21 protein-coding genes and 1 pseudogene are annotated in these 22,112 nt (G+C 73.1%); 15 read left to right on the forward strand and 7 right to left on the reverse strand.

What is annotated here, in order from left to right; all coding sequences use genetic code 11:
* Positions 1 to 75 precede the first annotated feature (75 nt).
* The gene (locus EDC50_RS12525) at positions 76 to 1,584 is read left to right on the forward strand and encodes an FAD-dependent monooxygenase (RefSeq protein ID WP_123770812.1); all 1,509 of its coding nucleotides are present in this window, start codon (positions 76 to 78) and stop codon (positions 1,582 to 1,584) included.
* Positions 1,585 to 1,594: 10 nt separating this feature from the next.
* Here the strand turns inward: EDC50_RS12525 and EDC50_RS12530 are convergent, their stop codons facing one another.
* Complete coding sequence (locus tag EDC50_RS12530) at positions 1,595 to 1,954, reverse strand: bleomycin resistance protein (RefSeq protein WP_123770813.1); 360 nt, start codon at positions 1,952 to 1,954, stop codon at positions 1,595 to 1,597.
* A gap of 292 nt (positions 1,955 to 2,246) precedes the next feature.
* Between EDC50_RS12530 and EDC50_RS12535 the strand changes: the two genes are divergently transcribed.
* The gene (locus EDC50_RS12535) at positions 2,247 to 2,753 is read left to right on the forward strand and encodes a VOC family protein (protein WP_123770814.1); all 507 of its coding nucleotides are present in this window, start codon (positions 2,247 to 2,249) and stop codon (positions 2,751 to 2,753) included.
* 198 nt (positions 2,754 to 2,951) lie between these two features.
* On the opposite strand, the gene EDC50_RS12545 is transcribed toward EDC50_RS12535, so the two are convergent.
* Complete coding sequence (locus tag EDC50_RS12545; RefSeq protein ID WP_158635665.1) at positions 2,952 to 3,302, reverse strand: hypothetical protein; 351 nt, start codon at positions 3,300 to 3,302, stop codon at positions 2,952 to 2,954.
* Between the two features lie 216 nt (positions 3,303 to 3,518).
* Positions 3,519 to 5,186, reverse strand: coding sequence for a urocanate hydratase (gene hutU / locus EDC50_RS12550; RefSeq protein ID WP_123770816.1), 1,668 nt, complete (start codon positions 5,184 to 5,186; stop codon positions 3,519 to 3,521).
* A 149-nt stretch (positions 5,187 to 5,335) separates the two neighbouring features.
* Here hutU and EDC50_RS12555 point away from each other — a divergent pair, with 149 nt between their 5' ends.
* Positions 5,336 to 6,064 carry a ThuA domain-containing protein gene (locus EDC50_RS12555; protein ID WP_123770817.1) on the forward strand — a complete coding sequence of 243 codons (729 nt, stop codon included), beginning with the start codon at positions 5,336 to 5,338 and terminating at the stop codon, positions 6,062 to 6,064.
* Positions 6,065 to 6,068: 4 nt separating this feature from the next.
* Here the strand turns inward: EDC50_RS12555 and EDC50_RS12560 are convergent, their stop codons facing one another.
* The 3 genes from EDC50_RS12560 to EDC50_RS12570 form a co-directional block, all read right to left on the reverse strand.
* A complete protein-coding gene (locus tag EDC50_RS12560; RefSeq protein ID WP_123770818.1) occupies positions 6,069 to 6,503 on the reverse strand; it encodes a hypothetical protein in 435 nt (144 codons plus the stop codon).
* Between the two features lie 43 nt (positions 6,504 to 6,546).
* A complete protein-coding gene (locus EDC50_RS12565) occupies positions 6,547 to 6,861 on the reverse strand; it encodes a hypothetical protein (RefSeq protein WP_123770819.1) in 315 nt (104 codons plus the stop codon).
* A 117-nt stretch (positions 6,862 to 6,978) separates the two neighbouring features.
* Positions 6,979 to 7,521 (reverse strand): YybH family protein, encoded by a 543-nt coding sequence (locus tag EDC50_RS12570; RefSeq protein WP_242002965.1) that lies wholly within the window; start codon positions 7,519 to 7,521, stop codon positions 6,979 to 6,981.
* A gap of 103 nt (positions 7,522 to 7,624) precedes the next feature.
* Here EDC50_RS12570 and EDC50_RS12575 point away from each other — a divergent pair, with 103 nt between their 5' ends.
* The 3 genes from EDC50_RS12575 (at position 7,625) to EDC50_RS12585 (ending at position 11,585) form a co-directional block, all read left to right on the forward strand.
* Positions 7,625 to 8,896: an alkaline phosphatase family protein gene (locus EDC50_RS12575; RefSeq protein WP_123770820.1), complete on the forward strand. Its 1,272-nt coding sequence runs from the start codon at positions 7,625 to 7,627 to the stop codon at positions 8,894 to 8,896.
* A gap of 227 nt (positions 8,897 to 9,123) precedes the next feature.
* A complete protein-coding gene (locus tag EDC50_RS12580) occupies positions 9,124 to 10,698 on the forward strand; it encodes a DNA-3-methyladenine glycosylase 2 family protein (RefSeq protein ID WP_123770821.1) in 1,575 nt (524 codons plus the stop codon).
* Positions 10,699 to 11,063: 365 nt separating this feature from the next.
* Positions 11,064 to 11,585 (forward strand): methylated-DNA--[protein]-cysteine S-methyltransferase, encoded by a 522-nt coding sequence (locus EDC50_RS12585; RefSeq protein WP_123770822.1) that lies wholly within the window; start codon positions 11,064 to 11,066, stop codon positions 11,583 to 11,585.
* Between the two features lie 40 nt (positions 11,586 to 11,625).
* Here EDC50_RS12585 and EDC50_RS12590 read toward each other — a convergent pair whose 3' ends face one another.
* Positions 11,626 to 12,609, reverse strand: coding sequence for a LysR family transcriptional regulator (locus tag EDC50_RS12590; protein ID WP_123770823.1), 984 nt, complete (start codon positions 12,607 to 12,609; stop codon positions 11,626 to 11,628).
* A 284-nt stretch (positions 12,610 to 12,893) separates the two neighbouring features.
* On the opposite strand from EDC50_RS12590, the pseudogene cobA reads away from it, so the two are divergent.
* The 9 genes and pseudogenes from cobA to EDC50_RS12635 form a co-directional block, all read left to right on the forward strand.
* Positions 12,894 to 13,785, forward strand: a pseudogene (gene cobA, locus EDC50_RS12595) (uroporphyrinogen-III C-methyltransferase); the annotation flags it as partial.
* Positions 13,786 to 13,912: 127 nt separating this feature from the next.
* Positions 13,913 to 14,890: a cysteine synthase A gene (gene cysK / locus EDC50_RS12600; protein ID WP_123770825.1), complete on the forward strand. Its 978-nt coding sequence runs from the start codon at positions 13,913 to 13,915 to the stop codon at positions 14,888 to 14,890.
* 87 nt (positions 14,891 to 14,977) lie between these two features.
* The gene (locus tag EDC50_RS12605) at positions 14,978 to 15,997 is read left to right on the forward strand and encodes an aminoglycoside phosphotransferase family protein (protein WP_123770826.1); all 1,020 of its coding nucleotides are present in this window, start codon (positions 14,978 to 14,980) and stop codon (positions 15,995 to 15,997) included.
* Positions 15,994 to 16,710, forward strand: a complete 717-nt coding sequence (gene murU, locus EDC50_RS12610; protein ID WP_123770827.1) for an N-acetylmuramate alpha-1-phosphate uridylyltransferase MurU — start codon at positions 15,994 to 15,996, stop codon at positions 16,708 to 16,710. The genes EDC50_RS12605 and murU overlap by 4 nt, the downstream gene beginning before the upstream one ends.
* A 264-nt stretch (positions 16,711 to 16,974) precedes the next feature.
* Positions 16,975 to 19,197, forward strand: coding sequence for a TonB-dependent receptor (locus EDC50_RS12615; protein WP_123770828.1), 2,223 nt, complete (start codon positions 16,975 to 16,977; stop codon positions 19,195 to 19,197).
* A 67-nt stretch (positions 19,198 to 19,264) separates the two neighbouring features.
* Entirely contained in the window at positions 19,265 to 19,951 is a 687-nt protein-coding gene (locus tag EDC50_RS12620; protein WP_123770829.1) for a Fe2+-dependent dioxygenase, read from the forward strand.
* 3 nt (positions 19,952 to 19,954) lie between these two features.
* Entirely contained in the window at positions 19,955 to 20,599 is a 645-nt protein-coding gene (locus EDC50_RS12625; RefSeq protein ID WP_123770830.1) for a PepSY-associated TM helix domain-containing protein, read from the forward strand.
* A 23-nt stretch (positions 20,600 to 20,622) separates the two neighbouring features.
* Positions 20,623 to 21,132 (forward strand): DUF2271 domain-containing protein, encoded by a 510-nt coding sequence (locus EDC50_RS12630; RefSeq protein WP_123770831.1) that lies wholly within the window; start codon positions 20,623 to 20,625, stop codon positions 21,130 to 21,132.
* A gap of 78 nt (positions 21,133 to 21,210) precedes the next feature.
* Positions 21,211 to 22,020, forward strand: coding sequence for a DUF4198 domain-containing protein (locus EDC50_RS12635; RefSeq protein WP_123770832.1), 810 nt, complete (start codon positions 21,211 to 21,213; stop codon positions 22,018 to 22,020).
* Positions 22,021 to 22,112 lie beyond the last annotated feature (92 nt).

Genomic DNA, 22,112 nt, shown 5'->3' on the forward strand with positions numbered 1-22,112 from the left:
CGCCCCGGGGCTTGCGGCAAGGCCCGTGCCGTGGCGCAGAGTCGCCGGCCTGTTTCCTGCACAGGCGAAAGACGCATGAACGGCGCAAGGCGGAACTCGCATTCGGTGGCGATCGTGGGCGCGGGCCCGACGGGATTGATGCTCGCGGGCGAGCTGGCGTTGGCGGGCATCGACGTCGCCGTGGTCGAGCGGCGCGCGGACCGGGCGCTCGACGGCGCGCGCGCCGGCGGCCTGCACGCGCGCACGCTCGAGGTGCTCGACCAGCGCGGCATCGTCGAGCGCTTCCTCGCCGAGGGACAGGTCGCGCAGGTCGCCGGTTTCGCCTCGATCCGGCTCGACATCGGCGACTTCCCCACCCGCCACCCCTACGGCCTGGCCTTGTGGCAGCAGCACATCGAGCGCCTGCTCGCCGCCTGGGTCGACGAGCTGGCGGTGCCGGTCCATCGCGGCCGCGAGGTGGTGGGCTTCGCGCAGGACGCGGCGGGCGTGGACGTCGCGCTGTCCGGCGGCGCCACGCTGCGCGCCGACTACCTGGTCGGCTGCGACGGCGGGCGCAGCACGGTCCGCAAGCGCGCCGGCATCGAGTTCCCCGGCTGGGATGCGGCCACCAGCCACCTGATCGCGCAAGTGGAGACGAGCGAACCGCCGCCGCTGGGCGTGCACCGCGGCCCGCTCGGCACCTACGCCTTCGGCAAGCTCGAATACGAGATCCGCGGCGGCGAGATCCGCTACAAGGACGGCGGCGCGATCCGGGCGACCGTGCCCGAACCGCGCGTCGGCCGCGGCGAACCCACGCTCGAGGACCTGCGCGCCGCGCTCCTCGCCTCGTGCGGCACCGACTACGGCCTGCGCAGTGCGGCGTCGATCTCCCGCTTCACCGACATGGCGCGGCAGGCCGCGACGTACCGCAAGGGCCGCGTGCTGCTGGCCGGCGATGCCGCGCACGTGCATTCGCCGGTGGGCGGGCAAGGCCTCAACACCGGCGTGCAGGACGCGGTGAACCTGGGCTGGAAGCTGGCCCAGGTGGTCAAGCGCATCTCGCCCGAACGCCTGCTGGACACCTACCACGCCGAGCGCCACCCGGTGGCGGCGCGGGTGCTGCGCAACGCCCTGGCGCAGGCCGCGCTGCTGCGCGCGGACGAACGCAGCGAAGCCCTGCGCGGCGTCGTGTCGGAACTGCTGGCGCTGGAGGAGCCGCGCAAGCACTACGGCGCGATGATGTCCGGGCTGGACATCCGCTACGACCTCGGCGAAGGCCATCCGCTGCTCGGCCGCCGCATGCCCGATCTCGACCTCGCCACCGCGGACGGCCCGCGGCGCGTCTACACGCTGTTGCATGCCGCGCGGCCGGTGCTGCTCGACTTCGGCGCATCCGGCGGGCTCGACATCGCGCCGTGGGCGGATCGCGTGCGCCGGGTCGGGGCCACGGCCGCGGGGCCATGGGAGCTGCCGGCGATCGGCCCGGTCGCCGCGCCCGCCGCCGTGCTGGTGCGCCCGGACGGCCACGTGGCCTGGGTCGGCGACGGCACGGACCGCGGGCTGGCCGACGCGCTGGCCACCTGGTTCGGGCCGCCCGCCGCGTAGCGCGACGGCCTCAGTTCTGGATGAAGCGCAGCAGGGTGCCGTCCGGGTCGAGCAGCGCCCCCATGCGCCCGCCCCAGGGCTGCGGCCGCGGCGCATGCAGGCGCGGGAAGCCGTGGGCCTGCTCGGGCACGCCGGCGGCACGGCAGGCGGCGTGGAAGGCGTCGACGTCGTCCAGGCGCAGGCAGCAGCTGAACCAGCTGGCCGCCGGGTCCAGTTCCGGGTGCGGGAAGAACTCGAGCACCAGCGCGCCGCGCTCCAGGATCATCCAGCCCTCGTCGCGATAGGCCGGCACGAAGCCGAGCGCCCCGTAGAAGCGCGCGGTCCCATCGAAGTCTCGGGACGGCAGGTTGGGCGAGGCGCGGTCGGTCATGAGGCTGTCCCTGGAGGGCCCGGGCGCCGCGAAACGAAAGCCGGCGCGCGACCGAGTATAGGCCGCCGGGGAGTCCCCGCCGGCGAATGGCCGCTGCCGTGCCCTGCCCCGCGCCGCGGCCGTGGCGGGCCGGGGGACGGCCGCGGTACGGTGGCCGCGGCGCGGAAAGGCATGCGCGGGCCTGCCCGGGACCGCGCACCCGCGCGCCGCTCGGCGGCCGCGACGTCGATTTCCTTTCCGCCCTTACGTCGCATGAGAGAACGCGGGCGCCGCGCCCACGATGGAGACGACCATGACCGCCAAGAACACGATCTGCCTCTGGTTCGACGGCACCGCCCTCGAAGCCGCCACCTTCTACGCGCAGACCTTCCCGGACAGCGCCGTCGGCGCCGTGCACCGCGCGCCCGGCGACTACCCCGCGGGCAAGGAAGGCGACGTGCTCACCGTCGAGTTCACGGTGATGGGCATTCCCTGCCTCGGCCTCAACGGCGGGCCGGGCGTTCCCCACACCAACGCGTTCTCGTTCCAGGTGGCCACCGACGACCAGGCCGAGACCGACCGCCTGTGGAACGCCATCGTCGGCAACGGCGGCCAGGAAGTCGCCTGCGGCTGGTGCAAGGACAAGTGGGGCCTGTCCTGGCAGATCACCCCCCGCGCCCTCACCGCCGCCATCGCCGACCCCGACCGCGCCGCCGCCATCGCCGACCCCGACCGCGCCGCCGCCAGCCGCGCGTTCGAGGCGATGATGCGGATGGTCAAGATCGACATCGCCGCCATCGAAGCCGCGCGGCGGGGGTGACTCGTGCGGGCGTCGACCGGTTTGAACCGTAGATGCGAGGCATCTGCCGTTCAAACCGGCCGTCCCCCGCTCGCACGCCAGCTTCTTGCAATCCCTCCGGCGAACGCCGCTACAGGCCCGGACCGACCACCGGGAGCAAGTCCAGGTCGGCCAGTCTCATCTCGACGATGTTGGCCTGTTTGATGTGCGCCTTGTTGTTCAGGTCGAATGCCTCATCGACGGCGACGACGACCGTTCCTTTATTTGGATCGGCAGCAACTCGGCAGCATCCGGCAGCTGCTCAGGCGTGAGCGGCTTCGGCACGAACCCCATCCGTCCGCTGCACTTCCTATGCGGGAACGCAGCCCAGTCGGCTCGATAGGTTGAAAGGTCGGAATTGGACTTGAGTCCGTCGCGCACGTCAGCATAGGCAAACGAAAATTGCTCTGACTCAATCGCCTTGATCAAGACGTCGCGGCATACATTGGTCGCCCATGATCCAAAGGCCTCGTCGGGCTTGTGAATGCCGATGACCAAAGATCCCTGTATCGGCCTGAACTCGACTTCCACGAGCCCAGGGACGCGTTTTTTCCGCGAATCGCTAGCCAAGATCAGATTGAACCCGTCCGCATTCGGAAGGCCGGGGTGCTCTCGGGCTGACCATCGTTGAAAACGCCTGGCCAGTGCCGCCCTCCAGCGGCCGAAAGCCCCGATTGCGGACTTGTGAGCGAAGCGCACCCAGGCCGCTGGCTGGCCGTCGAGGTTGATCGTTTGCCGCGCCCGGATTCACGCCATCGGCAGCTTCAACCCCTGCTCCCTCGCGCACTGCTTGGCGATCTCGTAGCCGGCATCCGCATGCCGCATCACCCCGGTGCCGGGGTCGTTCCACAGCACGCGGGCGAGGCGGCGGTCGGCGGCTTCGCTGCCGTCGCAGACGATCACGACGCCGGCGTGTTGCGAATAGCCCATGCCGACGCCGCCGCCGTGGTGCAGCGACACCCAGGTGGCGCCGCCGGCGACGTTGAGCATGGCGTTGAGCAGCGGCCAGTCGCTGACGGCATCGCTGCCGTCTTTCATCGCTTCGGTCTCGCGGTTGGGCGAGGCGACGCTGCCGGAATCGAGGTGGTCGCGGCCGATCACGATGGGCGCCTTCAGTTCGCCGTTGCGCACCATCTCGTTGAAGGCGAGCGCGAGCTTGTGGCGCTGGCCGAGGCCGACCCAGCAGATGCGCGCGGGCAGGCCCTGGAACGCGATGCGCTCGCGCGCCATGTCGAGCCAGCGGTGCAGGTGGGGATCGTCGGGGATCAGCGCCTTCACCTTGGCGTCGGTCTTGTAGATGTCCTCCGGATCGCCGGACAGCGCGACCCAGCGGAACGGGCCGACGCCGCGGCAGAACAGCGGGCGCACGTACGCGGGCACGAAGCCGGGGAAGTCGAACGCGTCGGTGCAGCCTTCGTCGTACGCCATCTGGCGGATGTTGTTGCCGTAGTCGAACACCGGCACGCCCATCGCCTTGAACGCGAGCATGGCCTCGACGTGCACGCGCATCGACTTCTTGGCGGCATCGCGCACGCGCTCGGGGTTCGCCTTCTGCTCGGCGAGCCACTGCTCCACCGTCCAGCCGGCCGGCAGATAGCCGTGCACGGGATCGTGCGCGCTGGTCTGGTCGGTGACCGCATCCGGGCGCACGCCGCGGCGCACCAGCTCGGGCAGGATCTCGGCCGCGTTGCCCAGCAGCGCGATCGACCTGGCCTGCCCCGCCTTGGTGTATTTGGCGACGCGCGCGAGCGCGTCGTCGAGGTCGGCGGCCTGCTCGTCGACGTAGCGCGTGCGCAGGCGGAAATCGATGCGGCTCTGCTGGCATTCGATGGTCAGGCTGCACGCGCCGGCGAGCGACGCGGCCAGCGGCTGCGCGCCGCCCATGCCGCCGAGGCCCGCGGTGAGGATCCACTTGCCGGTGAGGTCGCCGCCGTAGTGCTGGCGGCCCATCTCGACGAAGGTCTCGTAGGTGCCTTGCACGATGCCCTGGCTGCCGATGTAGATCCAGCTGCCCGCGGTCATCTGCCCGTACATCATCAGGCCCTTGCGGTCGAGCTCGTTGAAATGCTCCCAGGTGGCCCAGTGCGGCACCAGGTTGGAGTTGGCGAGCAGCACGCGCGGGGCGTCCGGGTGCGTGGGGAAGATGCCGACCGGCTTGCCGGACTGGATCAGCAGGGTCTCGTCGTCGTCGAGCTCGCGCAGCGACTTCAGGATGGCGTCGAAGCAGGCCCAGTCGCGCGCGGCGCGGCCGATGCCGCCGTAGACCACCAGCTCGGCCGGGTTCTCCGCGACCTCCGGATCGAGGTTGTTCTGGATCATCCGGTACGCGGCTTCGGTGAGCCAGGACTTGCAGGTCTTCTCGGCGCCGCGCGGGGCGCGGACGACGCGTGAGGGATCGCGACGCGGATCGGTCATGTCGGCGGGTTCTCGTGAGGCGTTGGCCGCATTATCGCAGGGCCGCGCGCGGGCCCGCTGCGCTGCGGCTTGTCTTCTCCTGCGCGCCGCTTCGCTTGCCGCCGCCGGGGGCGCTACGCTGCGACCCACCGTCGCGACCGGAGACGTCGATGCGCCGCCGTATCCCCGCCCTGCTGCTGTCGCTGGCGCTGTGCGCCGGCGTGCCCGAGGCCGCCGCCGCGGACCGCGTGCTGGTGTTCACCCGCACCGAGGGCTGGCGCCACGATTCGATTCCCGCCGCGGTGGACACGCTGCGCCGGCTCGGCGACGAGCTCGGCCTGCGGGTCGACCACAGCGAGGACCCCGGGGCGTTCGCGCCGGCGAACCTGGCGCGCTACCGCGTGGTGGTGTTCGCCAGCACCACCGGCGACGTGCTCGACGACGCCCAGCAGGCGGCGATGGAGGGCTTCGTGCGCGGCGGCGGCGGCTTCGTCGGCATCCATTCGGCCGCGGACACCGAGTACGGCTGGCCGTGGTACGGCGGGCTGGTCGGCGCCTATTTCCGCCGCCACCCGCCGGGGCTGCAGACCGCGCGCGTGCGTTTCGAGACGCCCGGCGTGCTCACCGACGGCGAGGCGTGGCGGGTCACCGACGAGCTCTACGACTTCCGCCGCAACCCGCGCGGACAGGTGCGGGTGATCGCCACGCTCGACACGCGCGACCACACCCGGGGCGGCATGGGGCCGGACCATCCGATCGCCTGGTGCCACGCCTACGGCGGCGGCCACGCCTGGTACACCGGGCTGGGCCACGACGAGGCGGTATACGCGGATCCGGTGTTCCGCCGGCACCTGGCGCGCGGGCTGCGCTACGCGGCCGGCGCAGCGGAAGGATGCTGAGGCGCTAGCGTTCGTCGGCCGCCGGCGGCGGCTCGGACTCGAGGCGCTGGCGCTCGCGTTGCTTCTGGTCGCGCCAGCGCTGGTAGTCCTGGCGCCGCTGCTGGTCCTGCACCCGCAGCAGTTCGGATTCGGCCGGATCGCGCACGGCGCGCTGCTGCTCGATGCGCAGGCTGTCGGCCTGGATCTGCGCCTCGCGCTGGCGGATCTGGTTGCCGATGCCGTCGGCCTGCACGCGGCGGCTGGCCGATTCGAGCTGGCGGCCGAGCTGGTTTGGACTGCGCCCGGTCGGGTCGCGGGTGACGACGCCGCTGCTCGGCGGCGGCGACAGCGTCGGCACCGGCGACGGATTGCCCAGGGTCGGCGGGCGCGTGCCCTGCGCGGCGGCCGGCGCGGCCGCCAAGGCCAGGCTCAACAGGACGAACGAGGCGGAACGGTTCATGGCGTGGGCGCCGTGCCCGCGATGCGGCGGAGACGGCCGGTCGTCAGTGCACCGCCGGGTCGAGCCGGCGCAGCGCATCGGCCAGGTCGATCGCACCGGTGCGGTCGATGTCGTCGCGGTCGTAGGCGCGGCCCGCGACCGGGTTGCAGCCGCGCTTGCCGGCGCGGTCGGCGCGGATCAGCGAGCCGGTATGGCGCAGGCAGTGGCGGTCGGAGATCGGGCGCGGCGTCTGGCCGTCGGCGGAGGCCTCGGCGGGCTTCGCCTGCGGATCGGCGGCGGGCGCGCTTTGCGCGGAGACGGCGAATGCGGCCAGGCCGGACGCAGCGGTCAGGGCGATGGCGAGAAGAAGGCGGCGCATGGTGTCGGTCTCCCTGGGTTAGGGCGATCTGGGGGCGCGAAGGCGCCCCCGCAACGTCACCATACGCCTGCGCCGCAGCGCCGGCGGCGCTCGCCGCGCCCGGCGTTTAGGCCCGTGTCAGCCTTGCGGGCAGGCCTCGCGGCGGCCGGCCCGGAACGCGACGGCTTCGGCCTCGCCGACCGGCTTCGGGTCGACGCCGTCGTCGAACATCACCCGCCAGACGCCGTCCGCGCCGCGGTGCCAGACCGAGTGGAAGGCGCCGAGGCGGTAGCGGTGCCTGGCCCCGGGATCGAGGTCCTCGAACAGCGAGGGGCCGCTGGACCAGGCGATGTCGGGCGCGGCGGCGCTGATGGTGACCCGGGTGGGATACCAGGCCAGGCGCACGCGCTCGCCGGCGACGATGCCGGCCCAGCGCGCGGCGATCGCCTCGCGGCCGCGCAACGGCTCGGCGCGGCCGGCGCCGAACGCCGCGTGCCTCTCCAGGTGCGCGGCGAACGCGGCGGCGTCGTGCTCGGCCACCGAGCGGGCGAAGCTCAGCTCGCGCGCCCATACCTGGCATTCGGCGGCGGAATGCGGCGACGCCGGTTCGTGCGGCACGGCGGCGGACGGGAACGCGGCGGCAAGCCCGAAGGCCAGCACGGGGACGGCGGCACGTGGCATCGCGACGGGCTCCGGAAAGGCGTGGCGCCAATGTCGGCAAATGCCCGCGTTCGCGCCAGCGACGGAAGTCATGCCGCAATCTTCGCCTTGTTATTCTCGGCGGATGCCTTCGTTCCGTATCGCGGCCGCGGCCGCCTGCCTCGCCCTGTCCGTTTGCGCCTGCAGCACCTCGCCGCCGCGACCGGCGGCCGGCACGGCGCCCGCCTCCGAAACGACCAACGCCGCGCGCAGCGTGCTGCTGGTGTCGCTCGACGGCTTCCGCGCGGATTATCTCGACCTCGGCCTGACCCCGAACCTGGCGCGCATCGCCCGCGAAGGCGTGCGCGCGCAGTGGATGAATCCGTCGTATCCGTCGCTGACCTTCCCCAACCACTACAGCCTCGTCACCGGCCTGCGCCCGGACCGGCACGGCATCGTCCACAACAGCATGGAGGACGCCGCGCTCGGCCGCTTCCGCCTGTCCGACCCCGCCGCGGTCGGCGACGGCCGCTGGTGGGGCGGCGAGCCGATCTGGGTCGGCGCGGAAAAGGCCGGGCTGCGCACCGCGACCCACTTCTGGCCCGGCAGCGAAGCCGAGATCCAGGGTCGCCGCCCGGGCCGCTGGCGGCCGTTCGACGGCGGCATCGCGCCGGCCGCGCGCGTCGACCAGGTGCTGGCCTGGCTGGGCGAGCCGCCGGCGACGCGGCCGCGCCTGGTCACGCTGTACTTCGAGCAGCTCGACCACGCCGGCCACGACCACGGGCCGGACTCGGCGCAGGTGCGGGAGACGCTGGTCGAACTGGACGCGGCGATCGGCCGGCTGTACGCGGGGCTGGCGCGGCGCGGGCTGCTCGACCGCGTGGACCTGGTCGTGGTCTCGGACCACGGCATGGCCGAAGTGGGGCCGGGGCGCGTGGTCGCGGTCGAGGACATGGTGGCGCCGGAGGACGCCCGCGTGGTCTCGATCGGCCAGGTGGTGGGCATCGCGCCGCGGCCCGGCCGCGAGGCCGCCGCCGAGCGCAAGCTGCTCGGCGCGCACGGGCGTTACGAATGCTGGCGCAAGGGCGAGCTGCCGGCGCGCTGGCATTACGGCCGGCATCCGCGCGTGCCGCCGATCGTGTGCCAGATGCGCGAGGGCTGGGACGCGCTGCCGCGCGAGGCGGTCGCGAAGCGCCCGCCGGACGCGGTACGCGGCTCGCACGGCTACGACCCGGCGCTGCCGTCGATGCGCGCGCTGTTCATCGCGCGCGGCCCGTCGTTCCGCGCCGGCACCGAGCTGCCCGCGTTCGACAACGTCGACGTGTATCCGCTGCTGGCGCACCTGCTCGGCATTCCTCCCGCGGACAACGACGGCGAGCTCGCGCCGCTGCGCCCGGCGCTGCGCGGTTTCGACTGACCTTTCTCCGTTCCCGGGCGCGCCGCTTCTTCGCGGAGAAGCGACGCAGGCAGCGGCCGACCGTCGCCGCATCGGCATTGCCCGGCCGGCCGCCGGCGCGCGACCGGGACGCGGGGACAGGGACTGCGGCGGCCGCGCGCCGAGCGCCCCGAGCCATCGGCGGCCGGGCCCATGTCCATGTCCGAATCCGGCCGGTTCCGCCGCCGGGGCGGTGCTAGCCTGCCCGCATGAACGCCGCCCTGCCCCCGCACTCCGACGCGCTGCCCGCCTGGCGGATCTGCGAACAGGCCCGCCTCAGCCGCGACCCGCGCTTCGACGGCCTGCTGTTCGTCGCGGTGCCGAGCACGCGCATCTACTGCCGGCCGGTGTGCCCGGCGCCGCCGGCGAAGAAGGTCGTGTACTACCGCCACGCGGCGGCGGCCGAGGCCGCGGGCTTCCGCCCCTGCCTGCGCTGCCGGCCGGAACTGGCGCCGGACGACGGCAGCTGGCGCCGCGGCGACGCGGCGGTCGCGCGCGCGCTCAAGCTGATCGACGAGGGCCTGCTCGCCGAGCAGCCGCTCGCCGTGCTGGCCGAACGCGTCGGCCTCGGCGAGCGCCAGTTGCGGCGGCTGTTCGTCGAACGCCTCGGCGTGCCGCCGGTCGGCGTGCACGGCACGCGCCGGCTGTTGTTCGCCAAGCAGCTGCTGACCGAGACCGCACTGCCGATCACCGAGGTCGCGCTCGCCGCCGGCTTCGGCAGCCTGCGCCGCTTCAACGCCGCGTTCCGCGACGCCTACCGCATGGCGCCGCGCGACCTGCGCCGGCAACACGCCGGCGGCGCGCGCGCGTCCGAAGCGCTGGTGCTGCGCCTGGGCTATCGGCCCCCGTACGACTTCGCGGCGATGCTCGCCTTCCTGCGCGGCCGCGCCCTGCCGGGCGTCGAGGCCGTGGACGAGCGCAGCTATGCGCGCGTGATCGGCCCGGCCGAGCGCCCCGGCTGGCTGCGCGTCAGCGCCTGGCCGGGCGGCGAGCACGCGCTGAAGCTGGAACTGCACGGCCCGGCGCCGGCGCGCCTGCTGGAGATCGTGCAGAAGCTGCGGCGCATGTTCGATCTCGACGCCGACCCGCAGGCGATCGCCGAGGCGCTGTCGGCCGACCCGCGCCTGGCGCCGCTGCTGCGCCAGCGCCCAGGCCTGCGCCTGCCCAGCGGCTGGGACGGGTTCGAGATCGCGGTGCGCGCGATCCTCGGCCAGCAGGTCAGCGTGGCCGCGGCGCGCACCCTGGCCGCGCGCCTGGCGCAGCGCCACGGCCAGGCGCTGCCGCGACCGCTGCCGGCGGACGCGGCCGGGTCCGGGCTGACGCATCTGTTTCCGACGCCGGAAGCGCTGGCGGACGCCGACCTGGCCGCGCTCGGCGTGACCCGCGCGCGTGCCGGGACGATCCGCGCGATGGCGCGCGCGCTGCTCGACGGCCGCGTGGACTTCCGCGCCGAACGCACCCTGGAGGACTTCGCCGCGCGCTGGGTCGCGCTGCCCGGCATCGGGCCGTGGACCGCGCAGTACATCGCGATGCGCGCGCTCGGCCATCCCGATGCGTTCCCGGCCGAGGACCTGGTGCTGCAGCGCGCGGTGCCGAACGACGGCTCGCGCCTGAGCGCCAAGGCGCTGGGCGCGCGCGCCGAAGCCTGGCGGCCGTGGCGCGCGTACGCGGTGATCCAGCTGTGGCGCGATTCGATGGCGGCCGAACCCCAGAGCGCCGTGCGCGGACCGACGCGGGCGAGCGCGGACCGAGCGAAATCGGCGCCGTCCGCGGCCGCGGCCTGAGCCGTTCCCGATGACGAGGCTCAAGCCGCCGCCCGCTCCGCCTGTCGTCGCAAGCGCAGCGAAGGACCCGCTTTGGCTTTTCACTCGCACACCACGTCGCTGGCGCAGCCGGGGCATGGGCTTGCGCGACCTTCGGCGGCATGGATGCCGCCGAAGAGCCTACAGGGATGTATTCACGGCGTGTCGCGCAAGCCCATGCCCCGGCTGCGCTCCCGTCGACTTGCGCGAGCCCAAGCGGGTCCTTCGTTGCACTCGGGATGGCACCAGGGAGCGCGCGACCGGAGGGACGGCGGCCGCCGTCCCCCCCATGCCGCCATGCGGTACCCGCCCGCGCCCGCGACATCCGTAGCCCGAAAAGAACCCGCATGCCCCCGAACGCCTCTTCCGTCGTCTACACCCGCATGCCGAGCCCGGTCGGCCCGCTGCTGCTCGCCGGCGACGCGGACGGCCTGCGCCTGATCGAGTTCCACCAGCCGCGCCATCCCATGCCGATCGGCGCGGACTGGCGCGAGGGCGACAGCGCGCTGCTGCGCGAGACGCGCCGGCAGCTCGACGAGTACTTCGACGGTGCACGGCGCCGCTTCGACCTGCCGCTGGCGCCGCGCGGCACCGAATTCCAACTGCAGGTCTGGCGCACGCTGGCGACGATCGAATTCGGACGGACGCTGAGCTACGCGCAGATGGCCGCGCGCATCGGCCGGCCTTCGGCGGTGCGCGCGGTCGGCGCCGCGAACGGGCGCAACCCGCTGCCGATCGTGCTGCCCTGCCATCGCGTGATCGGCAGCGACGGCGACCTGACCGGCTTCGGCGGCGGCCTGCCGGCCAAGCGCTACCTGTTGCAGCTGGAAGGCGCGCTGCCGGCGGACGCGGATCTGTTCGCGCGCTGACGCCGCTGGTGGCCCTCGCCTTTGTGGCCCTGCGACGCCGCTACGTCGTGATCGGCTGACTCAGCTCGCGCCAGCTCGGCGCGGCCGGCCAGTTCGGTTCGAGGTTGCCTTCGAGCACGCGGCGGATGTCGCGCCGGTCCAGCTGCGGCGCGACGCCGTGCAGCAGCGCCAGCGCGTATTCGCGCAGCACCCGCGCGCGCGGGATCACCGCCCAGGCCACGCACTCCGGCAGCGCATCGGGCGCAGGCAGCGCCTTCAGGTCGACGTCGCGGCTGCCCACCGCCATCTCGGCGAGCACGCCGACGCCGAGCCCGGCGCGCACGTAGGTCTTGATCAGGTCGGCGTCGCGCGCGGTCATCGCCAGCTGCGGTTCCAGCCCGGCCTCGACGAAGGTGCGGCGCAGCGAGGATTCGGGCCTGTGGCTCGATTCGTAGCTGACCAGCGGATGCGCGGCCAGCTCGGCCAGGGTCGGCGCGCGGTCGAGCGCCGCCAGCGGGTGCGCCCGGGGCACCAGCACCACGCGCCGCCAGCGGTACAGCGGCACCGCCAGGCCGCCCTCGGGCTCGCCGCCGGCGGTGCTGATCACCGCGAGGTCGGCGGCGCCGCGCGCGAGCTGCTCCAGCACCTCCCCGTCCGCCGCCGCCTGCAGGTGCACGCTGACCTGCGGAAACTCGCGCTTCACCGCGGCGATCACCTCCGGCAGCACGAAGCGCGCCTGGGTGTGGGTGGTCGCCAGCACCAGGCTGCCGCTGTGCTGCCCACGCTCGTTGGCGGCGTAGGCGCGGATGTTGGCGGCTTCTTCGAGGATGCGGCGCGCGTGCATCAGCACGCGCTCGCCGGCCGGGGCGATCGCCTCCAGGCTGCGGCCCTTGCGGGTGAAGAGCTGGAAGCCGAGCTCGTCCTCCAGCTGCTTGAGCTGCTTGGACAGGCCCGGCTGGGTCGCGTGCACGCGTTCGGCGGCCAAGGTGATGTTGAGGCCGGAGTCGGCGATCGCGACCAGGTAGCGGAGCTGGGTGAGGGTCATGTCGGCGGGGTCCGGAGCGGCGGCGCGGGGGTTCGGAGGGCGGCCGGGAACGCCTGCGGACGACACGTCGGCTTCGTATTCATCGCTCGATACGCATGAAAGGATGATGAAAAGCTACGCCGCCGGCGCGACCCTGTCCAGCTCATGCCGATCCGGCATGTCGGCAGGCGCCGGCGTCATTTCCGCCGCACCGCGGCGCGGGATAGGGTCACGCTACCGCCCCCGCCCGCCCCGATCCACGCCATGGCCAGCCCGCTGCATCCCGTTTCCGGCCGAGCCCGTTCCGCCGGCGCGTGCGCGGCCGCCGCATCGCGCCGCGGTTGGCGGGGCCTGCTGGCGCGGCTGCTGCCGCGACGCGGAGCCGCGGAGGCCGGCGGCGCGGCGGGCGGCGTGACCCTGGTCGGCGCCGGCCCGGGCGACCCGGGCCTCCTGACCCTGCGCGGCCTGCGCGCGCTCGAGCGCGCCGACGTGGTCCTGTACGACCGCCTGGTGGGCCCGGGAATCCTGGCGCTGGCCCGCGCCGACGCGCTGCGCGTCGAAGTCGGCAAGCGCGTCGGCGGCGACCACCACGCCACCCAGGCGCGCATCCACGCGCTGATGCTCGAGCACGCCCGCGCCGGCCGGCGCGTGGTGCGGCTCAAGGGCGGCGACCCGTTCGTGTTCGGCCGCGGCGGCGAGGAGCTCGAATTCCTGCGCGCGCACGGCATCGCCTACGAAGTCGTCCCCGGCGTCACCGCGGCGCTGGCCTGCGCCGCCTACGCCGGCGTGCCGCTGACGCACCGCGAGCACGCGCAATCGCTGCGCCTGGTCACCGCGCACTGCAAGGATTCGCTGGACACGCTGGACTGGCGCGCGCTGGCGCAGGAGCGGCAGACCCTCGCGGTGTACATGGGCGTGGCCGCGCTCGATGGCCTGCAGCGCCGCTTGATCGAGCACGGCCGCGATCCGGCGACGCCGTTCGCGCTGGTCGAGAACGGCTCGCGGCCGCAGCAACGGGTCGTGGCCGGGACGCTGGCGCAGCTGGCCGAGCGCGCGCGGGCGCACGCGGTGCGCGCGCCGGCGCTGCTGATCGTCGGCGAAGTCGCGGCGCTGGCGGGGACGCTGCACTGGTTCGGCGCGGCGCCGCTCGGCGAACCGGCGCGCGGCGAACCGGACCGCTTGGCGAAGGCCGCATGAGCCCTTTCCGCCGTCGTTCCCGCGCAGGCGGGGATCCGGCGACTTCCGCAGCCCCGGCGGAGCCGCCGGAGCCCCGCATTCAAGGACTTGACGAGTCCCCTCGCACGCACCACCACGGAGCACGCCCATGGCCCTCTACGACAGCATCCTCGACACCATCGGCGGCACGCCGGTGGTCAAGCTGCACCGCATCGCGCCCCGCCACGTGACGCTCTACGCCAAGGTCGAGTCGTTCAACCCGGGCGGCTCGGTCAAGGACCGCCTGGCGCTGGCGATCGTGCTCGACGCCGAGCGCAAGGGACTGCTCAAGCCCGGCCAGACCATCGTCGAGGCCACCTCCGGCAACACCGGCATCGCCCTGGCGATGGTCGCCGCCGCGCGCGGCTATCCGTTCGTGGCGGTGATGACCGAGACCTTCTCGGTCGAACGCCGCAAGCTGATGCGCGCCTACGGCGCCAAGGTGATCCTCACCCCCGCGGCCGAGCGCGGCACCGGCATGGTGCGCAAGGCCAGGGAGCTGGCCGAAAAGCACGGCTGGTTCCTCGCCCGCCAGTTCGAGAACGAGGCCAACCCGGCCTACCACCGCAGCACCACGGGCCCGGAGATCCTGCGCGACTTCGCCGGCAAGCGCCTGGACTACTTCGTCAGCGGCTGGGGCACCGGTGGCACCATTACCGGCGCCGGCGAGGTGCTCAAGCTCGCCCGCCCGGAGCTGAAGGTGATCGCCAGCGAACCGGCCGGCGCCGCGCTGCTGTCCGGCGGCGAATGGCAGCCGCACAAGATCCAGGGCTGGACGCCGGACTTCCTGCCGGCCGTGCTCAGCCGCACCATCGCCGACGAGGTGCTGCCGGTGGACGACCTGCTCGCCCGCGACACCGCGCGCCGGCTGGCGGCGGAGGAAGGCCTCTTCGTCGGCATTTCCGCCGGAGCCACCGTCGCCGCCGCGCTGAAGGTCGCCGAACGGGCGCCGGAGGGCTCGGTGCTCCTGGCGATGCTGCCCGACACCGGCGAGCGCTACCTGTCGACGGTCCTGTTCGAGGGCATCGACGAAGGCTCCGACGACGCCTGGCTGGCGTCGCTGGAAGGCGAGGCGGTGGCGGCTTAGCGCGGCGGCCATCGCCAGAGGGGTTGGGCGAGGGCCACTCGCCCGCTACGCTGTGCCCCTGCGGCCGCATCGCCGCACGGAGCACGCATGAATCCCGATCCCAGCTCTCCCGACCGCGACGCCGCGCGCCTGGCCTGGGCGCGCGCCGCGACCGGCGACGCCGGCCTGCAGCTGCAGCGCGCCTCGGTCGACGCCGGCTTCCGCAGCTACTGGCGCGGACGCCCCGCCGGCGGCGTGCCGGCGGCCAGCGTGATCGTGATGGACTCGCCGCCGGGCCTGGAGGACGTCCGCCCGTGGCTGCGCATGCGCGCGCTGCTGCAACGCGGCGGCGTGCGCGTGCCGCAGGTGCTGGTCGAGGACGCCGAGGCCGGCTTCCTGTTGCTGGAGGACCTGGGCGGGCCGACGCTGGCGCAGGTGCTCCAGGCCGGCAACGCCGACGCCCATTTCGACGCCGCGATCGAACAACTGGTCCGCCTGCAGGCGATCGCGCCGCCGCCGGGCCTGGGCGAGTTCGGCGAAGCCCTGCTGCAGCGCGATGCCGGCCTGTTCGAGGAGTGGTTCCTGCGCCGCCATCTCGGCCTGCAGCTCGATTGCGCCGACCTGGAGCGGATCGAGCTGGTCCAGCGCCGGTTGATGGACAACGCCCTGGCGCAACCGCGCGTGCTGACCCACCGCGACTTCATGCCGCGCAACCTGATGCCGGTGCCCGGCGGCCCGGCCGTGCTGGACTTCCAGGACTGCGTGCTCGGCCCGATCGCCTACGACCCGGTCAGCCTGTTCAAGGACGCATTCCTGAGCTGGCCGCTGGAGCGCGTCGACGGCTGGCTGGCGCGCTACCACGCGCGCGCGCGCGCCGCCGGCCTGCCGGTGCCGCCGTGGCCGCGCTTCCTGCGCGACGCCGACTGGCTCGGCGTGCAACGGCACCTCAAGATCCTCGGCATCTTCTGCCGCCTGCACTACCGCGACGGCAAGTCGAGGTACATCGCCGACCTGCCGCGCTTCGTCGCCTATCTCGGCGAGGTGCTGCCGCGCCATCCGGACCTGGCGCCGCTGCGCGAGCTGCTCGATGCGCGCATCCGCCCGGCGCTGGAGCGGCGGGCCGCATGAGGGCGCTGATCTTCGCCGCCGGCCTGGGCGAACGCATGCGCCCGCTCACCGAACGCACGCCCAAGCCGCTGCTCGAAGCCGGCGGCAAGCCGCTGATCGTCTGGCACCTGGAGAAGCTGGCCGCGCTCGGCGTGCGCGAGGTGGTGATCAACACCAGCTGGCTGGCCGAACGGTTCCCGCGCGCGCTCGGCGACGGCGCGCGCTGGGGCCTGCGCCTGCATTACGCGTACGAGGGGCCGACGCCGCTGGAGACCGGCGGCGGCATGCTGCATGCGCTGCCTCTGCTGCGCGAAGGCGACGACGCGCCGTTCCTCGCGGTCAACGGCGACATCTGGACGGACTACGACTTCGCCCGCCTGCCCTCGCGGATCGACGGCGACGCGCACCTGGTCCTGGTCGACAACCCGCCGCAGCACCCGCTCGGCGATTTCGCGCTCGATGCGGACGCCCGCGTTCGGGCCGAGGGCGGCGCGCGCCTGACCTTCGCCGGCATCGGCCTGTACCGCGCGTCGCTGTTCGCCGGCTGGCGCGAAGCCATCGGCGCTGCGCCGGGCGCCGAGGCCGAGCCGCCGCGCTTCAAGCTGGCGCCGCTGCTGCGCGCGGCGATGGCGCGCGGCCGCATCGCCGGCGAGCACCACCGCGGCCGCTGGACCGACGTCGGCACGCCGGAACGGCTGGCGCGGCTGGACGCGGAATTGCGCGCCGCCGGCTGAGCTGCGCCGGTCGCGGCGTGGCGCCGGCCGCGCCGCCTGCCCCCGAAGCACCGATGCGGCAAGGAGCCGCGGCGGGCGTGCGGCCGCGCGTGGCCGCGGGACGCGTCGCCCTCCGGCTGCGGCGTCCTGCTGCGCGCCGGAAAACGGCGCCGACGCCTTCCTGCAGGCATCTGCGCCCGCATCTTCGTTGAAAATGCGAATTGATCTCATTTAACATGCCGCGTCCGGCCGCTCGGGCCGCCCCTCTTTCGTTGCGGAGATTGCATGTCCAACAGGACGTTCGTCGTCGCGCCGCTCGCCGGCGCCCTCAGCCTCGCCCTCGGCACGACCGCCTGGGCCGAACCGGCCGGCGAGCCGATGCAGGCCACCGATCTGGACAAGATCGAAGTCCACGGCCACAAGGTGGACCGGGCGAGCTCGCCCAAGATCACCGCGCCGCTGCTCGACACGCCGCGCTCGATCACCGTGATCCCGGCGCAGGTGCTGCGCGAGACCGGTTCGACCACGCTGGTGGAAGCGCTGCGCACGGTGCCCGGCATCACCTTCGGCGCCGGCGAAGGCGGCAACCCGCAGGGCGACCGCCCCTTCATCCGCGGCTTCGATTCGCAGAACAGCATCTACGTCGACGGCGTGCGCGACCCGGGCGCGCAGTCGCGCGAGTCCTTCGCGGTCGAGCGGGTCGAGGTGATCAAGGGGCCGACCTCGGCGATCGGCGGCCGCGGCGCGGCCGGTGGCGCGATCAACCTCGCCAGCAAGCTGCCGCAGGCCAGCACCTTCTTCGCCGGCACCGCCGGCATCGGCACCGACCACTACCTGCGCGGCACGGTCGACGCCAACGTCGCGCTGTCGGACGACACCGCGTTGCGCGTCAACGTGATGAGCCACGACGCCGACGTGCCCGGCCGCGACGAGGTCGGCGGCAACCGCTTCGGCTTCGCGCCGTCGATCAGCTTCGGCATGAACGGCACGACCAAGGCCACGCTGAGCTACTACCACCTCAAGACCAGCGAAACGCCGGACGCGGGCATCCCGTACCAGTACAGCAACGCCAACCGCCCCGCCGACGTGGCCGAGTTCCACCCGGTGTACGGCGGCGACCGCGACAATTTCTACGGCCTGCTCGCCCGCGACTTCCGCAAGACCCAGGCCGACATCGGCACCGCGACGATCGAGCACGCGTTCGGCAACGGCCTGTCGTTCCGCAACGTCACCCGCTACGGCCGCACGCGGCAGGACTACATCCTCAGCCAGCCCGACGACAGCCAGGGCAACGTGGTCAACGGCCTGGTCTGGCGCCGCTCGAACAGCCGCGCCGGCAACACCAAGACCTTCAGCAACCAGAGCGACCTGTTCGGCAGCTTCGAGACCGGCGGGATCCGCCACGACTTCAGCGCCGGCATCGAACTGGGCGACGAGCGCTCCTATCGCGACAGCTACGTCATCGGCACGATCCCGGCCGCGGTCGCCTGCCGCCAGCTCGGCCCCGGCGCGCCTTCGCACTACAACTGCACCACCCTGGCCGACCCGGACCCGCGCGACCCGTGGGTGTCCGGCAGCTACAACGCGGCGACCGGCACGTTCACGCCGGTCCCGATCCGGCGCGCGCTCAACCCGACGGTGACCGAGGGCGACACCCGCGCGGCGTATCTGTTCGACACGGTCAATTTCGGCGAGCGCTGGCTGCTGAACGCCGGGCTGCGCTACGACGACTATTCGGTGAAGTCGACCGCGGCGGGCGTGAGCGTCGAGAACGACAGCGACTTCCTCAGCTACCAGCTCGGCCTGGTCTGGAAGCCGGTGCGCTTCGGCAGCGTGTACGTGTCGGTGGCGACGTCCTCGACCCCGGCCGGCGCGATGCTCGGCGAGGGCACCGAGACCAACCCGGTCACCGCCGCCAGCCTCGAGCCGGAGGAAACCCGCAACCGCGAGCTGGGCACCAAGTGGGACCTGCTCGACGAGCGCCTGTCGCTGACCGCCGCGGTGTTCCGCACCGAGAAGAAGAACGTGCGCGTGCAGGTGACGCCGGGCGTGTACGAGCTGGCCGGCGACAATCGCGTCGACGGCGTCGAGCTCGGCGTCAGCGGGCGGTTCACGCCGGCGTGGCAGGTGTTCGCGGGCTACACCTACATGGACAGCGAGGTGGTCGACGACGGCCCGCTCGCCGCCAACGACGGCAAGCGCTTCCCGAACACGCCGAAGAACAGCTTCAGCCTGTGGAGCAGCTACGCGGTCACGCCGAAGCTGAGCGTCGGCGGCGGCGCCTTCTACGTCGACAAGGTCTACGGCGACGTCGCCAACCTGCGCTACGTGCCGGACTACTGGCGCTTCGACGCGATGGCCAGCTACGCGTTCAGCGACAGGTTCAGCCTGCGCCTGAACCTGCAGAACCTGACCGACGAGATTTATTACGATCGCGCCTACGCCTCCCACTTCGCGGTGATGGCGCCCGGGCGTTCGGCGACGATGACCGCCGAGTTCAAGTTCTGAAGCCGCGCCGCGGCGGTCTCCCGCCGCGGCGCCCACCGGCCCTGGCGGGCCTCCAGCGGAAGTGCCGATGCTGCTGCATGTCCACAACGTGCTGACCCAGGACCAGGTGGCCCACTGCCGCCTCCGCCTCGACGCGGCGCAGTGGGCGGACGGCCGCGGCACCGCCGGCTACCAGTCGGCCCAGGCCAAGGACAACGCGCAGTTGCCGGCGGACGATCCGGTGGCCCGCGAGATCGGCGACCTGATCCTCGATGCGCTCGGCCGCCATGGCGAGTTCTTCGCCGCCGCGCTGCCGCGGCGGATCTTCCCGCCGCTGTTCAACCGCTACGACGGCGGGCAGTCGTTCGGCTTCCACATCGACAACGCGGTGCGCTACGACCGCGACGTGCTGCCGCCGCAGCCGGTGCGCACCGACCTGTCGGCCACGCTGTTCCTCAGCGAGCCGGACGAGTACGATGGCGGCGAGCTGGTGATCGAGGACACCTTCGGCGAACACCGGATCAAGCTGCCGGCCGGCGACATGGTGCTGTACCCGGGCACCAGCGTGCACCGGGTCACGCCGGTGACGCGCGGCGCCCGGGTGGCCTCGTTCTTCTGGATCCAGAGCCTGGTGCGCGAGGACGCGCAGCGGCGCCTGCTGCTCGACCTCGACCTGGCGATCCGGCACCTGACCCGGGACCTGCCCGAGCATCCGGCGCTGGTACGGCTGACCGGCGTGTACCACAACCTGCTGCGGCGCTGGGTGGAAACCTGACCGATGGAGCGACCGAGCGCCACCGCCGACCTGCTCGCCCGCCAGCAGCGCCGCGGCTTCTGGCTGCGCACGCTGCACCAGTGGCACTGGATCAGCTCGGCGGTGTGCCTGGTGGCGATGCTGCTGTTCGCCGCGACCGGGATCACCCTGAACCATGCGGCGAAGATCGAGGCCGAGCCGACCACGCTCAACCGCACCGTGCCGATGCCGCCCTCGCTGCTGAAGGCGCTGGGCGCGCGCGAGGAAGGCAGCGCGCCGCTGCCGCGCGCGGTCGCCGACTGGCTCAACGGCGTGTTGCCGGTGGCGATCGGCGCGCAACCGGCGGAATGGTCGGCCGAGGAGGTCTACCTGGCGCTGCCGCGCCCCGGCGGCGACGCCTGGCTCAGCATCGACCGCGCCACCGGCGAGGTCGAATACGAGCGCACCGACCGCGGCTGGATCGCCTACCTCAACGACCTGCACAAGGGCCGCAACACCGGCGCGGCCTGGCGCTGGTTCATCGACGTCTTCGCGCTGGCCTGCCTGGTGTTCTGCGTCACCGGGCTGTGCCTGCTGCAGATGCACGCGCGCCAGCGGCGCGCGACCTGGCCGGTCGTCGGTCTCGGCCTGTTGCTGCCGCTGCTGCTGGCGCTGATCTTCATCCATTGATCCATGCACTTCCCGGAGATGCCATGCGTGTGCAACTGACCATCGCGCTGAGCGGACTACTGGCGCTGCCGGCGTACTCGGCCGAGATCCAGCTCGACGTGCAGATCCCGCGGCTCGACGTCGCCGAATACCACCGCCCGTACGTGGCGATCTGGGTCGAGGGCGCGGACCAGAAGGCGCTGGCCAACCTGGCGGTGTGGTACCAGCAGAAGGCCACCGACGAGGGCGCCGGCACCAAGTGGCTGCCGGACCTGCGCCAGTGGTGGCGGCGCAGCGGCCGGACGCTGCAGGTGCCGGTGGACGGCGTGACCGGCCCGACCCGGCCGGTCGGCAAGCACACGCTGAAGTTCGACGAACGCAATCCGGAGCTGGCCAAGCTGCCCGCGGGCGACTACACCCTGGTGGTGGAAGCGGTGCGCGAGGTGGGCGGGCGCGAGCTGCTGAAGATTCCCTTCAAGTGGCGCGGCGCCAGCGCCGGGCGCGCGCAGGGCGACAGCGAGCTCGGCCTGGTCACGCTGGCGAGCAAGCCGTAACAGAGGTTTTCCTCCCTTCGGCCCGCCGGGCCCGCAGGGAGCGTCGCAGATCCTTGTCGCACCAACGGGAGCACCGTCATGAAGCGTTCCATCACCGCCGCCGCGCTGGCTCTGGCGCTGGCCCTGCCCTTCGCCGCGCAGGCGCACAAGGCCTGGCTGCAGCCGTCGCAGACCGTGCTCGCCGGCAACGACCCGTGGATCACCGTCGACGCGGCGGTGTCCAACGATCTGTTCTACTTCAACCACGTGCCGCTGCGCCTGGACAACCTCGTCGTCACCGCGCCGGACGGCTCGCGCGTGGCGCCGCAGAACCTCGCCACCGGCAAGTACCGCAGCGTGTTCGACCTGCGACTCGCCCAGCCGGGCACCTACCGCATCGGCGTGGTCAACGATTCGGCGCTGGCGCAATGGCAGGAGAACGGCCAGCCCAAGCGCTGGCGCGGCAGCGCCGAGCGCCTCGCCGCGGAGGTGCCGAAGAACGCGCAGGGGCTGCAGGTGACGCAGTCGATCAGCCGCGTGGAAACCTTCGTCACCAACGGCTCGCCGAACCAGACCGCGCTCGCGCCCAGCGGCAAGGGGCTGGAGCTGGTGCCGGTGACGCATCCGAACGACCTGTTCGCCGGCGAACAAGCGCGCTTCCGCCTGCAGGTGGACGGCAAGCCGGCGGCCGGCGTCGAAATCGAGGTGGTGCGCGGCGGCACGCGCTACCGCGACGCCCAGGACGAGATCAAGCTCGTCACCGACGCCGACGGCGGCTTCGCGGTGACCTGGCCGGAGCCCGGCATGTACTGGCTGGAAGCGACGGTGGAGGACGCCAAGGCGACGCTGCCGCAGGCCGGCAAGCGCCGGCTCGGCTACGTGGCGACGCTGGAAGTGCTGCCGCAGTGAGGCCGTCGTGCGCCTGTCCGGCGAGCGCCGGACGGGCCGGGCGCGGGCGGCGCCGCCGCCGCGCGCACCGCAGCCGGGAAGGCGCCACGCGA

This window comes from Vulcaniibacterium tengchongense, from assembly GCF_003814555.1.
Taxonomy (GTDB): domain Bacteria; phylum Pseudomonadota; class Gammaproteobacteria; order Xanthomonadales; family Xanthomonadaceae; genus Vulcaniibacterium; species Vulcaniibacterium tengchongense.